General features: G+C 35.3%; 19 protein-coding genes. 14 read left to right on the plus strand and 5 right to left on the minus strand.

Features of this window, described 5'->3' with window-relative positions:
• Positions 1-39: 39 nt before the first annotated feature.
• Entirely contained in the window at positions 40-1,914 is a 1,875-nt protein-coding gene (locus tag OZP13_RS16405; RefSeq protein ID WP_281297881.1) for a M1 family metallopeptidase, read from the minus strand.
• 90 nt (positions 1,915-2,004) lie between these two features.
• Complete coding sequence (locus OZP13_RS16410) at positions 2,005-2,865, minus strand: MBL fold metallo-hydrolase (RefSeq protein ID WP_281297882.1); 861 nt, start codon at positions 2,863-2,865, stop codon at positions 2,005-2,007.
• Positions 2,866-3,033: 168 nt separating this feature from the next.
• On the opposite strand from OZP13_RS16410, the gene OZP13_RS16415 reads away from it, so the two are divergent.
• The 8 genes from OZP13_RS16415 (at position 3,034) to OZP13_RS16450 (ending at position 8,800) form a co-directional block, all read left to right on the plus strand.
• Complete coding sequence (locus OZP13_RS16415) at positions 3,034-3,363, plus strand: HesB/IscA family protein (RefSeq protein WP_073367569.1); 330 nt, start codon at positions 3,034-3,036, stop codon at positions 3,361-3,363.
• A gap of 61 nt (positions 3,364-3,424) precedes the next feature.
• Positions 3,425-4,873, plus strand: coding sequence for a Fe-S cluster assembly protein SufB (sufB, locus tag OZP13_RS16420; RefSeq protein ID WP_281297883.1), 1,449 nt, complete (start codon positions 3,425-3,427; stop codon positions 4,871-4,873).
• Between the two features lie 41 nt (positions 4,874-4,914).
• Complete coding sequence (locus tag OZP13_RS16425) at positions 4,915-5,109, plus strand: DUF2683 family protein (protein ID WP_269241226.1); 195 nt, start codon at positions 4,915-4,917, stop codon at positions 5,107-5,109.
• Between the two features lie 54 nt (positions 5,110-5,163).
• Entirely contained in the window at positions 5,164-5,610 is a 447-nt protein-coding gene (locus OZP13_RS16430) for a HEPN domain-containing protein (protein ID WP_281297884.1), read from the plus strand.
• Complete coding sequence (locus tag OZP13_RS16435) at positions 5,592-5,882, plus strand: hypothetical protein (RefSeq protein WP_281297885.1); 291 nt, start codon at positions 5,592-5,594, stop codon at positions 5,880-5,882. The genes OZP13_RS16430 and OZP13_RS16435 overlap by 19 nt, the downstream gene beginning before the upstream one ends.
• Before the next feature lie 27 nt (positions 5,883-5,909).
• Complete coding sequence (gene sufC / locus OZP13_RS16440; protein ID WP_269241230.1) at positions 5,910-6,662, plus strand: Fe-S cluster assembly ATPase SufC; 753 nt, start codon at positions 5,910-5,912, stop codon at positions 6,660-6,662.
• Between the two features lie 77 nt (positions 6,663-6,739).
• Positions 6,740-8,056, plus strand: coding sequence for a Fe-S cluster assembly protein SufD (gene sufD / locus OZP13_RS16445; RefSeq protein ID WP_281297886.1), 1,317 nt, complete (start codon positions 6,740-6,742; stop codon positions 8,054-8,056).
• Positions 8,057-8,203: 147 nt separating this feature from the next.
• A complete protein-coding gene (locus OZP13_RS16450; RefSeq protein WP_269241231.1) occupies positions 8,204-8,800 on the plus strand; it encodes a Uma2 family endonuclease in 597 nt (198 codons plus the stop codon).
• A gap of 13 nt (positions 8,801-8,813) precedes the next feature.
• Here OZP13_RS16450 and OZP13_RS16455 read toward each other — a convergent pair whose 3' ends face one another.
• The 3 genes from OZP13_RS16455 to OZP13_RS16465 are packed head-to-tail and all read right to left on the minus strand — an operon-like array spanning position 8,814 to position 11,244.
• Entirely contained in the window at positions 8,814-9,194 is a 381-nt protein-coding gene (locus OZP13_RS16455) for an ASCH domain-containing protein (protein WP_269241232.1), read from the minus strand.
• A gap of 2 nt (positions 9,195-9,196) precedes the next feature.
• On the minus strand, positions 9,197-10,723 hold the full coding sequence (locus OZP13_RS16460; protein WP_281297887.1) for a PIN domain-containing protein: 1,527 nt from the start codon (positions 10,721-10,723) through the stop codon (positions 9,197-9,199).
• Positions 10,724-10,725: 2 nt separating this feature from the next.
• Entirely contained in the window at positions 10,726-11,244 is a 519-nt protein-coding gene (locus OZP13_RS16465; RefSeq protein ID WP_269241234.1) for an ATP-binding protein, read from the minus strand.
• A gap of 420 nt (positions 11,245-11,664) precedes the next feature.
• On the opposite strand from OZP13_RS16465, the gene OZP13_RS16470 reads away from it, so the two are divergent.
• From OZP13_RS16470 to OZP13_RS16495, 6 genes are all read left to right on the plus strand, one after another.
• Positions 11,665-12,879: an aminotransferase class V-fold PLP-dependent enzyme gene (locus OZP13_RS16470; protein WP_281297888.1), complete on the plus strand. Its 1,215-nt coding sequence runs from the start codon at positions 11,665-11,667 to the stop codon at positions 12,877-12,879.
• Positions 12,880-12,890: 11 nt separating this feature from the next.
• Complete coding sequence (locus tag OZP13_RS16475) at positions 12,891-13,325, plus strand: hypothetical protein (RefSeq protein ID WP_269241236.1); 435 nt, start codon at positions 12,891-12,893, stop codon at positions 13,323-13,325.
• Entirely contained in the window at positions 13,325-13,744 is a 420-nt protein-coding gene (locus OZP13_RS16480; RefSeq protein WP_281297889.1) for a SufE family protein, read from the plus strand. The genes OZP13_RS16475 and OZP13_RS16480 overlap by 1 nt, the downstream gene beginning before the upstream one ends.
• A gap of 6 nt (positions 13,745-13,750) precedes the next feature.
• On the plus strand, positions 13,751-14,074 hold the full coding sequence (locus OZP13_RS16485) for a DUF59 domain-containing protein (RefSeq protein WP_281297890.1): 324 nt from the start codon (positions 13,751-13,753) through the stop codon (positions 14,072-14,074).
• Between the two features lie 73 nt (positions 14,075-14,147).
• On the plus strand, positions 14,148-14,657 hold the full coding sequence (locus tag OZP13_RS16490; protein WP_269241237.1) for a DUF2480 family protein: 510 nt from the start codon (positions 14,148-14,150) through the stop codon (positions 14,655-14,657).
• 74 nt (positions 14,658-14,731) lie between these two features.
• Complete coding sequence (locus tag OZP13_RS16495; protein ID WP_281297891.1) at positions 14,732-15,667, plus strand: DUF3078 domain-containing protein; 936 nt, start codon at positions 14,732-14,734, stop codon at positions 15,665-15,667.
• The last annotated feature ends 17 nt before the right edge of the window (positions 15,668-15,684 follow it).

A 15,684-nucleotide genomic window follows, 5' to 3' on the forward strand; every position in this document is an offset into this window, starting at 1 on the left:
ACCAGACCTTTTTGCAATAATTTTTTAATGCTTTCCGTATTATTTTACCTCATAAACATTATTCTCCTTTTTTACGTCAGCCATTAAGTTACTTGGGTCGATGGTGATTTTTTTGATGAAGGTTTTGTTTTTAGGGATGCTGAATTCGTAATTTGGATTTGCCCAAGTCCAATCGGACAGAATTGTTCTTTTGATGGCTGGATTCGGGTTTTCTTTTTCGAAATTCATCATTCGCAACGGAATGTAAAAACTCTCTTTTGTACCGTCGATATATTCAACCAAAACATCAATGGGCATTGGCATTCTGCCGATTCTTTCCAATGATAAAGTTGATTTTTCTCCATTTTCTTTTACGGCTGCAATCCCGTAATCGATGGTGTTTGTGGTCTGTGTCCAGTCGGTCAAATACCAATCCAGATTGGCTCCGGAAATGCGTTCGGCAGTTCTCTTGATGTCGTTGGGCGTGGGATGTTTGAACTTGAATTCTTGAAAATATTTTTTCAAGGTTTTCGATACATTTTGTTTTCCTATCAAATATTCCATTTGTGCGAGGAAAATACTGCCTTTGTAGTAAGAAGCAATAGAGTAGGATTTATTTTCGTCATAACGGTCTCCATGTGTGCTCAGTGATTGTTCTTTGCCCGATTCGACTAATTTGGTATAAATTTTATAAGTGTTTTCAAAAGGATTTTCCTTCTTTTTTTCGGAGATTTTGTTCATTGCCAAATCTTCGATATAAGAAGTAAATCCTTCGTCCATCCAAGGATGTTTTGATTCATTGGATGCCAAAATATGTTGAAACCACGAATGTCCCAATTCGTGTGCGGCGGTTCCTAAAATTTCTTCAAATTTTTTATCGCCCAACATCAAGGTGCACATCGCATATTCCATTCCGCCATCGCCACCCTGAATAAAAGAATATTGTTGGTATGGATAATCGCCAACGGTCTTGTTGAAAAAATCCATTACGGCAATCATTTTGGGTTGCAATGCTTTCCAATTGTCGATGATTTTCGGATTGTTTTTATACAGGAAATGCAAATCAACATTATTGGGGCCTTTTACTACCTCGTGCAAGTATTCCTTGTCGGCCGCCCAAGTAAAATCATGCACCATTGGGGCGACAAAATGCCAAGTCAGGGTTTTAGTTCCCTTTGGCAAAACCACTTTGATACCTTGATCTTGATAGCCGTGACCAATTTCGTTTTTGTTTTGCAAATACCCTGTTCCGCCCAAAGTATAGTCCTTGTCGATGGTTATTTTCACGTCGAAATCGCCCCAAACTCCGTGAAATTCCCTTCCGATATAAGGATCGGCGTGCCAACCTTCAAAATCAAATTCGGCTATTTTTGGATACCATTGTGCCATCGAGAATTCGACTCCTTCGGCATTGTTTCTGCCGGAACGACGGATTTGCACAGGAACTTGCCCGTCAAAATCGAGCGTGAAAGTGGTTTTCGAATGAGGTAAAATGGGTTGTGCCAAAGTCACTTCGAGAATCGTTCCCGCCACTTTAGTTTGGGCAATTATTCCGTCTTGTTTGAAATTTGAAATGTTCAAACAACCTATTTCATTGGTTTTCAAGTTTTTGATTCTGCTTACCACGATTGCTTTTCCATCAACTTTAAGGGTGTCCACCATTCTTTTGTCGGGGTCTTTGATGCTTTGAAGTCGAGCATCCATTTCACTTCCGGGTTGAAAAGCATTGTTGAACAAATGATAAAAAACGCGTTTTAAAGTATCAGCCGAATTATTGGTGTAAACCAATTCTTGAGTGCCTTTGTATTGGTAATTTTTCACGTCCATGACAACCTCCATTTTGTAGTTGGCGTGTTGTTGCCAATAGGTTGGATTTTGTGCTATTAGATTACCGAAATTTAAAAGGAATAAGGAAAATAAAAAGATTTTTTTCATGGGAATTATAAAATGGGCAATCTTGTTTGGATTGTTTTTTAAAATCCGACAAAAATAATCCATTTTGTTATAAAAACCCTAGCATTAACCTTATTTTAATATTTCATCACAACTAAAAACATCCTTCAAGCGAACTCCTTTTTCTGTTTGTTCAACGGTAATAATTTCGTTATGGGCGTCGTGTTCCAAGAAAAGATAATAATTGTTTTCAACAGCGGCATTCAAGAATTTTGATTTTTCGGGCATTGTCAACAGTGGTCTGGTGTCGTAACCCATCACGTAAGGCAAAGGAATATGGCCAACTGTCGGCAATAAATCCGCCATGAAACAAATGGTTTTGTCTTGATATTGAATCAGCGGCATCATCTGTTTTTCGGTGTGGCCGTCAGCGAAGAAAATCCCGAAACCCAGTTCTGATTTATCCAACAAATCGCCTTCGGGTCTTTTTATGAAATTAAGTTGTCCACTTTCCTGAATGGGTAAAATATTTTCCGAAAGAAAGGATGCTTTTTCCCTCATATTGGGTTTTGTTGCCCATTCCCAATGGTTTTCATTGGTCCAATATTTTGCATTTTTGAATGCCAGTTCATAACCCGTTTTGTCCTTGTTCCAATTGACACTTCCACCGCAATGGTCAAAATGCAAATGTGTCAAAAAGACATCGGTAATGTCATCGCGATGAAAACCATATTTTGCCAAGGAACTGTCCAAAGAATGGTTTCCCCATAGCGAATAATAACCAAAAAACTTTTCGGATTGTTTGTTTCCCATTCCGTTGTCAATCAAAATCAGTCGATTGTCGTCTTCTATTAGCAAACAACGTGCGGCCAAATCGATGAGGTTGTTTTCGTCGGCAGGATTGGTTTTGTTCCAAATGGTTTTGGGCACAACGCCAAACATGGCACCGCCGTCCAGTTTAAAATTGCCGGTTTCTATGGGATATAATTTCATTGGGATATATTTTTTTCAAAAGAAAACAAATTTAAGTAATACATTTGTTATTAGAATACTGAATAGACTTTTTCTATCCCGTTATAGTTATAAAAATGTTATCTTTTTTGACTTGAAGCCCAAATTGTAATATCTTTGCCTTTTATTTAGACAAAATCAAAATAAGCTATGATAAAAGTTTCTGATACAGCCAAAAAGAAAATCATCGACTTGATGAAAGACGATGGTTTTGATGCAGCAGTCGATTATGTGAGAGTAGGCGTGAAAAGCGGCGGATGCTCGGGTTTGTCTTATGATTTGAAGTTTGACAAAAACAAAGGCGATGACGACAAGATATTCGTGGACAACGATATAACAATTGCCGTGGAGAAAAAATCGTTTCTTTACTTAGCCGGAACAATCCTGGAATTTTCAGGCGGTTTAAACGGAAAAGGCTTTGTTTTTAATAATCCAAATGCAAGTAGGACTTGTGGTTGCGGAGAATCATTCTCACTATAGAATTTCAGAAACGCTAACAGGGTTCAAAACCCTGTTAGGGTTGAATAAATAACAAAAAATTATGTCAAAATACACCGAAGACCATCTAAGAGTCGAACTCGAGACCAAAGAATACGAGTACGGATTTTATACTGATTTAGAATCGGATACCTTTCCTATTGGCTTGAACGAGGATATTGTTCGCGCCATTTCCCTAAGAAAAGAAGAACCGCAATGGATGACCGATTGGCGTCTTGAGGCTTTTCGTGCTTGGGAAAAAATGATCGAGCCGGAATGGGCGAATGTGCATTATGAAAAACCTGACTTTCAAGCCATTTCCTATTATTCGGCACCAAAAGCTGTAGATCCAAATAAGACACTAGATGATGTTGATCCTGAACTTTTGGAAATGTACAAAAAGTTAGGCATCTCTGTCGATGAACAAAAAATGATGAACAATGTCGCCATGGATATTGTGGTCGATTCTGTTTCTGTAGCTACTACTTTCAAGAAAACCTTGGGCGAAAAAGGAATCATTTTTATGAGTATTTCCGAAGCCATCAAAGAGCATCCAGAATTAGTAAAAAAATATTTAGGTACCGTTGTTCCTCAAAAAGACAACTTTTATGCCGCATTAAATTCAGCCGTTTTCTCGGACGGAAGTTTCTGTTACATTCCAAAAGGCGTTCGTTGTCCAATGGAACTTTCAACTTATTTCCGTATCAATCAAGCAGGAACAGGGCAATTCGAAAGAACTTTATTAATTGCCGACGAAGGTAGTTATGTGAGTTATTTGGAAGGTTGTACCGCTCCAAGTCGTGACGAAAATCAATTGCACGCAGCCGTTGTAGAACTTATTGCTTTGGACAATGCCGAAATCAAATATTCGACTGTTCAAAACTGGTATCCTGGAAACAAAGAAGGTAAAGGTGGTGTTTTCAACTTCGTGACCAAAAGAGGAATGTGCGAGAAAAACGCAAAAATTTCTTGGACACAAGTCGAAACAGGTTCTGCCGTGACTTGGAAATATCCTTCTTGTATTTTAAAAGGTGATAATTCGGTAGGCGAATTTTATTCGATTGCCGTTACCAATAATTTCCAACAAGCCGATACCGGAACCAAGATGATCCACATTGGCAAAAACACCAAATCAACCATTATTTCCAAAGGAATTTCTGCCGGAAAATCACACAATAGTTATAGAGGATTGGTAAAAGTGGGGCCAAATGCAGACAATGCAAGGAACTTTTCACAATGCGATTCCCTTTTGATGGGGAACAATTGCAGTGCCAATACTTTTCCATACATCGAAAGTAAAAATCCATCGGCCAAGATAGAACACGAAGCAACGACAAGTAAAATTGGCGAAGACCAAGTTTTCTATTGCAACCAACGTGGAATTCCAACCGAAAAAGCCATTGCCTTGATCGTAAACGGTTTCAGCAAAGATGTATTGAACAAGTTGCCAATGGAATTTGCCGTGGAAGCACAGAAATTATTGGAAATTTCGTTGGAAGGTTCAGTAGGATAATTTTTTGTAAATTTGAAGAACTATCATAAATTCAAATTGTTATGGACATCATTTTAAAAAACGTTAAGAAAAAAGATTTACCAGTATTGAAATCTTTGGCAAAATCATTGGGTTTTGAAATTGAAAAAGAAGACAAGCCGTATAATCCAGAATTTGTAAAAGAAATTTTGGAGGCTAGAGAAGAATTAAAACAAGGAAAAGGAATAAAAATCAAATTAGAAGATTTGTTGAAGTAATTTTATAAAAAGATACAAAATTATTAGAAGGCTCTGTGAGATAATAGATATTTTATGAATACATCTGAAGAAATTAAAAAACTAGCTGAATTAAGATTAGAAGAAGCTCAAATTTTATTAGAGAATGGAAAAACAAATGGAGCTTTTTATCTCTTGGGTTATACAATAGAACTATATCTCAAATATAAAATTTGTAAATTATTAAATATTGAGAATTTATTTGACGAAAGTTGCAATTTAAGGAAGAAGTATTTTGATGGCAGAAATCCTTTTTTTTCTCATGATTTAAATACTTTATTAGTTTTCTCAGGTTTAAAATTAAAATTTGACGAAGCAAAAAGCCACGATAAAATCTTATTTAAAACAACTTCCTTGTTAGTTGATGTTTGGTCTGAAAAATCTAGATATGATATTCAACCCAAGAAAGAAGAGGATGTCAGAGCTTCAATAGAATTATTAAAAAACGAAAACGGGTTACTATCATGGATACAAAAAAATTAGAAGCCAAATTAAATACTTTTTTTCAAACTTGTAAAGAAAAAGGGTATCCTTTAGAGTCTTATTGTCTCATTGAAAACGAAATGGATTTTATTTTGGAAGTTAAAGCAAACTGGATTGACAATATGGATTCTTGTTCAAGTGCTTTAGATATTCTTAATGAAATATTATGGGAAACCTCAGATGCAGAAACTAGAAAGGAAATTTTTGCAATTTCTATATTAGATTCAGACGAACAACCTCATTGTTATACAGAAATGACACACAACAAATAATTAAAGAAGAAAAACACACATTAAAAGATGTTAAGTATAAAAAATTTACACGCCTCCATTGGAGACAAAGAAATTCTTAAAGGAATCAACCTTGAAGTGAAAGCGGGAGAAATTCACGCCATAATGGGACCAAACGGTGCCGGAAAAAGTACCCTTTCTGCTATCATTGCTGGAAACGAAAATTACGAAGTAACCGAAGGAGAAATCTTTTTGGACAACGAAGATATTTCGGAATTGGCTCCAGAAGAAAGAGCACACAAAGGAGTTTTCCTTTCGTTTCAGTATCCTGTTGAAATCCCGGGAGTTTCCGTAACCAACTTTATGAGAACGGCCATCAACGAAACTCGAAAAGCCAACGGTCAGGAAGAAATGCCTGCCAACGAAATGCTGAAAGTAATCCGCGAAAAATCGGAATTATTGGAAATTGATCGTAAATTTTTGTCTCGTTCTTTGAATGAAGGTTTTTCAGGTGGCGAGAAAAAACGTAACGAAATTTTCCAAATGGCCATGTTGGAACCAAAATTGGCCATCCTTGACGAAACCGATTCTGGATTGGACATTGATGCTTTGAGAATTGTTGCCAATGGCGTAAACAAATTGAAAAGCGACAAAAACGCCATCATCGTTATCACACACTACCAAAGATTGTTGGATTATATCATTCCTGATTTTGTTCACGTATTGTACAATGGAAAAATTGTGAAATCTGGTGACGCATCATTGGCTCACGAACTGGAAGAAAAGGGATACGACTGGATCAAACAAGAACAAGAAGCTTAAAATTTGTTTATAGTTTATCGTTTGTTGTTCGTGGTTGAACAATAAACAAAAAACCATAAACCATAAACAGTATAAAAATGGAATTGAAAGAAAAATTACTATCGTCTTTTATGGCTTTCGAAGAGCAGGTTGATGTTCATTCCGAACTTCACGATTTGAGAACTTCGGCCATGAAAAACTTTGAAAATAAAGGTTTCCCGACTAAAAAAGAGGAATCCTGGAAATATACTTCGTTAAACGCCATCCTGAAAAATGACTTTAGCGTATTTCCAAAACACGAAAATTCAATTGAATTCAAGGATGTAAAAAAATATTTCATCCACGAAATTGACACTTACAAAGTGGTTTTTATCGACGGCGTTTTTAGTTCCAACTTGTCTTCCACAACACACGACGGACTGGATGTTTGCTTGATGTCATCAGCATTGAACAAGCCAAAATACAAAATGGTTATTGATACTTATTTTAACCAAATTGCCAGCAAAGACGAGAGTTTGACTTCCTTGAATACGGCTTTTGCCAATGAAGGAGCTTACATCAACATCCCGAAAAAGACGGTGGTTCGTAAACCAATCGAGATTATGTATTTCTCTACAGGAACTGAAACTGCACTTATGGTTCAGCCTAGAAACCTAGTAATTGTTGGAGAAAATTCACACGTTCAAATCATCGAAAGACACCAAAGTTTGAACGAAAATCCGGTTTTGACCAATTCAGTTACCGAGATTTTTGCACAAAAACGTGCCATTGTCGATTTTTATAAAATCCAAAATGACAATCACGAAGCCAATCTAATCGACAACACTTACGTTTCCCAAAAACAAGAAAGTCACGTTTCGGTTCAAACTTTTTCTTTTGGAGGAAATTTGACCAGAAACAATTTGAATTTCTATCATTTTGGCGAAAGATTGACCAGTACGCTTAATGGAATTACAATCATTGGCGAAAAGCAACACGTAGATCATTACACTTTGGTGCATCACGCTGCGCCAAATTGTGAAAGCTTCCAAGATTACAAAGGAATTTTTTCAGATAATTCTACCGGTGTTTTCAACGGAAAAGTGTATGTGGAAAAAGAAGCCCAAAAAACCAATGCTTTCCAGAAAAGCAACAACATTTTGTTGGGCGACAAATCCACGATAAATGCCAAACCACAATTAGAAATTTTTGCCGACGACGTAAAATGTTCTCACGGTTGTACCGTTGGACAATTGGACGAAACCGCCATGTTCTATATGCAACAACGTGGAATTCCTAAAAAAGAAGCCAAAGCTTTGTTGATGTACGCCTTCTCGAATGCAGTTATCGAAAGCATCAAAATACCGGAATTGAAACAACGAATCACCAAAATTATCGCCGTGAAATTAGGCGTGAAAATTGGATTTGATTTGTAGATTTTAACCGCAAGGTTCACTAAGATTAAGCAAAGGGGTGCAAAGTTTGTTAAAGAACTTTGTGCCCTTTGTGATTAAGTTCATTCTATCCGAGAAATACCCACATAGAATAAAATTAGTATCTTTGAGTATTCAAATTACAGCATTATGGCAACGATAACCGATATCAACAGTTTAGATTTTACAAAATCCTATACTTATGCGGATTATCTTACTTGGAATTTTCCAGAAAGATTAGAAATTTTGAAAGGAAAAATCTTCAAGATGAGTCCTGCTCCCAGCAGAAAACATCAGGAGATTTCTTTTCAACTATCCTTGATTTTTGGAAATTTTTTCAAGAACACGTCTTGTAGTGTTTACGTTGCTCCATTTGATGTGCGATTAATCAATTACAAAAAAAGTACTTCCGACAAAGAAATTTCAACCGTGTTTCAACCCGATATTTGCGTGATTTGTGACAAGGATAAGCTAGACGACAGAGGCTGTCTTGGAGCACCCGATTTAATTATTGAAATTCTTTCGCCTGGAAATTCTAAAAAAGAAATGGACATCAAGTTTGATTTATACGAAGAAAACGGCGTAAAAGAATATTGGATAGTAGAACCTTTCCAAAAATCAATCTTGATTTATACCCTCCAAAATAACAAATATATCGGACTAAAGCCCATTGCTGAAGAAGGATTGGTGCACAGTCCGTTGTTTTCAGAATTGAGCTTTAATGTGGAGGAAGTTTTTAGGGAATAATTTTCAGTTGAAATTATTCTTTTGAATTCCAATAGGCAAAAGATTGCGGTGGGGTCAAATTATAATCTTCCTTTAAACATTTGGGGCTTGCAAACCTTTTTTTGTTTTTAATTTGAATAGCAAACCCGTGTTTTCTATCAGCAAAATATTCATAGAAATAATCTTCTGTTATGCCTGAATGTTCTTTGGTTTTATCCCAAAGTGTTTTAAGATCAAAATTGAATATTTCACCAATTTCAAATTCACCAATAACCTTTTGAACAGGAGAAGAAGCATAAACTAAAACCGAAGTAACATTTTGGTTTTTGAAAATAGCTTTTCTGAATTCAAATTTTTTTGTCCCATCAAATATTTTATTTGCAAATTGGGGCTTAATTGATAGTACTACTTTCATAATTATTTTTTGATTTTATATGCAAAATTAATTAAATCGTTGAACTGTTCATTAGTTAATTTTATAAAGCCTAAAGGTATGCTTTTACTATCTTCAAAAATCCTTAAGTCAATTAAATTTTTTATAGTTGGTTTAGGAGTTGGTAATGAATGTGCAAACAAAAAATTAATCACAAAAGGTTTGTATTTAGGAAATTTATTCCACCATTTGTTTTTTAAATCCTCTTTAGATATCATAGTTTTTCTATTACAAGAGTCGAAAAAATCATCAAAAGTTTTAAAATCATTTTTAATACTTTCCACTATACAAATACTAGTAATAGTACTTGTATAAATTTTTTGAGTACCTTCTTCTCCGATTCTATAAATTAAAACAATATCACCAGATTTTAAATTTCTATCTTTTGAATGTGAAATATATGCTTTACTTATTCGATTTCTGTGAGGTTCGTTTTCAGTATATTTAGATTTATCTTCTCTTGTATTTATACTGTCTGGAAAAAGCTCTGTATGATATTGAGGTTCAATTTTTATAATATATTTATCTGTTTCTCTAGAAAAGAAAGGGAAAGTTAATTTAGGATTTTGAATGTTTTTTGGTAAATTTTTACCAAATGATCTAACATATACTCGTTCTTCTCCATTCTTGGTCGTTTTTAATCCATGGTAAACAAATCCCCATTCTTCAAGCATTTCAATTAGCTGTTCTTGTTCAGGTCTTTTGGTAAAAAGAGTGACATAAATTTCTTCAACTTTATATTGAATGGCATTGTCAAAGATAGTTTTAAGAAATCGCTCTCCAATTTTATATCCGTTTCCCGTAACTTTTAATGTGCCAATTTTTAATCTCTTTTTCGGTTGAAAAACTGGTGAAATATTTGAATAATTTTCTTTTTCACTTTCTGTTTTAACAAAAAGAAATGCTGTTAAATTCCCATCGCTATGACATACATAACACGACTCTTCCGATTTTCCATTAAACCAAGCATCAAATTCCGTATAATCTTCTCTGAAACTATCAAAAAATGAGTCTTTGATGTTTACTTCCGCAAAATCAACTTTTTTGACAGCTAAAACTTTAAAATTGACTAATTCTGGATTTTCTGCAGTAACTTTTTCAAGAAAATTTTGAATTTTAAAAACCCTTTCCGATATTCCAAGCAAATTTGCTTTAGTGTGAATTTTTTTATCTTCCGAGATTAAAATATCTACTCTGCCTTCATAAACTTCGTTTAATATTTGAGTGTCATTTATATCGTTGTCTTGATTATCTACTTTTCTGCTTACTTTCAGTATTTCTTCTCCTAATGGAGCTTGATGTTTGAGCAAATTGTAACTCTCAATTTTAATACTCATTGTATCAAGAGCATTCGGGTCTTTATACCTTTCTAATTCTTCAACTGTTAAAGGATGAATGTATTTGGAATATTTAAGATTGTCTATCCATTTGAAAAGTTGACCAATTTCTGGTTTGTATATTTTATTTGCTTCTCTATGAATAATGATATTGGTATCGAGTAATATTTTCATCATTAAATAATTTCCATTAGTTGAGTATAGTTTCCGTATTGTATTTCGATGTAAGGAATTGAATATTTATCTGAAAGATATTTTGCATATTCTGTTTCCATTTGTTGTAATTGATTCAAAACCTTAGTGTCATAAATTTTTCCATCTCTTGTTTCTAATCTTTTGGCAATTTCTTGAATATCATCAATTACAATCGCTATAACTTTTGGGTTAATTTGGTCAAAAGTTTCTTCATCAATTCTACTTGGGACTTGATTTGAATTTAATAGGCAGAAATGTCCATCAAGAAGATATTTTTTGTCTTTTTTAATTAGATTTTTTAGACCTTTTATTAGCCTGTCTTGTGTTGAAGTAATGTTTTTTACGAGTTTATTATCACTATCGCTAATCTCCTCCCATTTTAATATTTGACTTGCAGTAAGGTGGACTATATCAGTTTTCAAAGCTATTTCTTTACAAATTGTACCTTTTCCAACACCGTGAATTCCGCCAATAAAAATTATATTTTTCATTAATTCCATAAAAACGAGCTAAATGCTTTTGTAATATTAATGAAAATAAATGATAATGTAGGTATTTACTTCTTTAAACTTTTTGCAATTCCACTCAAAAAAACCATTAAAGTCAAAGTCCTGGCTCAATTCCATCCGCACAATCATGAAATTCGAAAAAAACCAAGACCAATATTTTGAATATTTTTCTCATTTGAAGGTAATTTTAAAGCAATTTAGCAAAAAAGCAGCACCCATTTCACAGATTGACAAAAATTAAAATCTGTTAAAAATTGTGCAATCGGTGTTATAAAACAATTCTATATTCACTACTTTTGTATTTAGAATTTTTCTAAATAATGAAAAGTCAATGACAAATTGAATTTTCTAAAAACATGTTGGTTATTGGGTCTTTATTGGCCTTTAATTGGCAGACAAAAAACAGACAGAATGTTAGATATCAATAAAGTTAGAGCCGATTTTCCGATACTTTCCAGAACCGTAAACGGAAAACCATTGGTCTATTTCGACAACGGAGCCACTTCGCAAAAACCACAAATCGTGATTGATGCGATTTCCAACTATTACCAAGAAATCAACGCAAACATTCATCGTGGCGTGCATACTTTGAGCCAATTGGCAACCGATGCATACGAAGTTGCCCGCGGCAAAATCCAAAATCACATCAATGCCAAATTTGCCCACGAAGTGATTTTTACTTCGGGAACAACTCATAGTATTAATGCTGTCGCCAATGGATTTGCTTCGCTATTAAAACCTGACGACGAGGTTTTGGTTTCGTCCTTGGAACACCACAGCAACATCGTGCCTTGGCAAATGTTGTGCGAAAAAACAGGAGCCGTTTTGAAAGTGATTCCAATGGATGAAAACGGTGAATTGATTATGGCGGAATACGATAAATTATTGTCGGACAAGACCAAAATCGTGACCGTAAACCATATCTCGAATGCTTTGGGAACAGTGAATCCCGTTAAATACATGATTGACAAAGCCCACGAATTTGGTGCGGCGATTTTGATTGACGGTGCACAAGCCGTTCCGCATTTGAAACCCGATGTTCAGGCTTTGGATTGTGATTTTTATGTTTTTTCGGGACACAAAATGTGTGGTCCAACAGGAACCGGAATTTTATACGGAAAAGAAGCTTGGTTGAATAAATTACCGCCCTATCAAGGTGGTGGCGAAATGATCAAAGAAGTGACTTTCGAAAAAACCACTTATGCCGATTTGCCACACAAATTTGAAGCGGGAACACCCGATATTGCTGGCGGAATTGTTTTGGGAACAGCTGTAGATTATATGAATTCGATTGGTTTTGACAACATTCAAAAACAGGAATTGGAATTGTTGGAATATGCCACAAAGCGATTATTGGAAATCGAAGGCTTGAAAATTTACGGAACGGCCAAGGAAAAAACTTCGGTGGTTTCGTTTAATATTGAAGGCATTCATCCTTATGATATTGGAACGATAATCGACAAATTGGGAATAGCCGTTCGAACCGGACATCATTGCGCCCAACCGATAATGAATTTTTTCAATATTCCGGGAACGATTCGCGCTTCGTTTTCTTTTTACAATACCAAAGAAGAAATCGACGTTATGGTCGAAGCGGTAAAAAAAGCACAAATGATGTTGGCTTAAAAAAGATAATTATGAAACTATTTACGATGATTTTTCTAAGTATTTTTCTCGGTAAAAGTTGTGAAGGCCAAACCAAAAACGACTTGAAAACGGCTGTTTTGGAATATACTGCCAACACGAGAGGTTTCTATCAAAAGATAACGATTCAAGACCAAATGGTCACGATTTCGAAAGACCGAAGCGGCAACGGCAAGGCAATTGCGACGAAAATTTCTGAGAAAGATTGGAAGGAATTGGTTGGGTATTTTGAGACAATTGAATTGAAAAGTTTGCCCACTTTAAAAGCACCGACCCAAAAACGTATTGTAGACGCAGCAGCTTTTGCCGATTTGAAAGTGACTTATAAAGACAAAAAATATCAAACTGCGGCTTTCGATCACGGTTATCCACCGGAAGCCATCAAAAAGATAGTTGATAAAATTAATTCATTTGCTAAAAATAAATAATGAACATTAAAGAAAAACAAGAAGAAATAATAGACGAGTTTTCGATGTTTGACGATTGGATGCAACGTTACGAATACATTATCGATTTGGGCAAAAACCTGCCTTTAATCCAGGAAGAATTCAAGACCGACGACAATCTTATCAAGGGATGCCAATCGAAAGTATGGCTGAAAGGAGAACAAAATGACGATAAAATAGTATTCACCGCCGATAGTGACGCCATTTTAACCAAAGGAATCATAGCGATTTTGATTCGGGTTTTTTCGAACCAGACTGCGGCCGAAATTCTGGATGCCGACATGGATTTTATTGACGAAATCGGACTCAAAGAACATTTGTCGCCAACCCGAGCCAATGGATTGGTTTCAATGATCAAAAATATAAAAATGTACGCATTGGCATTCGATGCAAAAAAATAAAAAACTATGGAACAATCAATAGACACCAACCAATTAGGAATTGAAATCGTGGCAAAACTAAAAACCATCTACGATCCGGAGATTCCTGTTGATATTTACGAATTAGGATTGATTTATGACGTAATGGTCAGCACCGATTTTGAGGTAAAAATCTTGATGACATTGACTTCCCCGAACTGTCCCGTTGCGGAAAGTTTGCCAAGAGAAGTGGAAGAAAAGGTAAAATCAATCGAGCACATTAAAGGTGCGGAAGTGGAAATCACTTTCGACCCGCCTTGGAGTAAAGATTTAATGAGCGAAGAAGCTAAATTAGAATTGGGAATGCTTTAAGTTAATTTGTTTGTTGTTTATAGTTTGTGGTTTAGAACAACAAACTATAAACAACAAACCATAAACTTTTCAAATGGAAGAAATTATAAATAAAGTAGCCAACAGCGCTTTGGAAGTTTTCGACTTGGAAGACTATTATCCGAAGGGTATTCGTGCGCAAATTGATATTTCGCAATGGCTTTTGGAAGGTTTCTTGTTGAAGGAAAAAGACTTTAGAGAGCACCTTAAAAACCACGATTGGTCACAATATCAAGATCAATATGTCGCCATCAATTGCAGCACCGATGCAATTGTTCCGGCTTGGGCTTCCATTTTGGTTGCGATTCAATTGGCGCCTTTTGCCAAGAAAATAATCAACGGAAGCATCGAAGATTTGGATGCTGCTTTATACGAAGAAATTCTTTCCAAAATCGATTATTCGGTTTATGACAACAAGGCCGTCATTATAAAAGGCTGTTCCAAAAAACCCGTGCCAACTCGTGCCTATATTTTGGCCGCACACCATTTGCAAGGATTTGCCCGAAGTATTATGTACGGAGAGGCTTGTTCGGCAGTTCCCTTGTATAAATCGCCTAAAAAATAACCTTTTTTTAATTGATTGAATTTTAACACTTTGTTCTTTTTTATTATATTTGTATTACAACTAATACTCTTACAATGAAAAAAACAATGCTACTGGCCTGTCTATTATGTGTTTCTGTCAAGATTAACGCTCAAACTGCCGCCGAGAAAGATTTGATAAAAAAGACCGAAGAAGCAGCAAAAGTTGTAGATGACACCATCAAAAATGGGTGGAAATCAAAAGGTAAAGTTACTTTTCTTTTTAATCAAGCCAATTTTAATAACTGGGTAGCCGGAGGAGAAAACAGTTTTTCGGGAAACTTGGGTTTGGATTATAAAATCGATTACAAAAAAGACAAATTGAGTTGGGAAAACAGGATTTTGGCTTCTTATGGAGTGCTTCAAACCCAAAACTCCAGCTTTGAAAAGAAAACCGACGACCAAGTCGAAATCAATTCCATCGTGGCCAAAAGAACAGACGGCGGTAACTGGTATTATTCGTTTTTGGCCAATTTCAGAACCCAATTCACCAAAGGTTATGTTTATTCGAAAGACGTGAATGGTGCGGAAGTAAGAGCGGAAAATACCAATTTTATGTCGCCGGGATATTTGCTTTTTGGACCAGGTATGTATTGGAAAAAAACCGAGGATTTCAAATTGAATTTTGCACCATTAACAGCCAAATTTACTTTTGTGGACAGTTTCTACACTTCGATTCCAGGTTATGTAAATGGTAGTTATTTTGGTGTGGATGCCAATGAAAGCGTGTTGTTTCAACTGGGTTTCAATGCCACGGCCTATTACAAATTCAAAATTATGGAAAATGTTACTGCCGAAAATTATTTAAATTTATATTCCAATTATTTGGAAAATCCACAAAACATAGACATTAATTACACCTTGAATCTGGTAATGAAAATCAACAAAGTATTGTCGGCCAATTTGAATTTCCAGGCTATATATGACGATGATGCTTTTGCCGGTTTCCAAACCAAGGAAGTGTTTGGTGTAGGCGTTAATTACAGCTTTTAAAACAAAATATTCTTACC

Source organism: Flavobacterium limnophilum, from assembly GCF_027111315.2.
GTDB classification, from domain to species: domain Bacteria; phylum Bacteroidota; class Bacteroidia; order Flavobacteriales; family Flavobacteriaceae; genus Flavobacterium; species Flavobacterium limnophilum.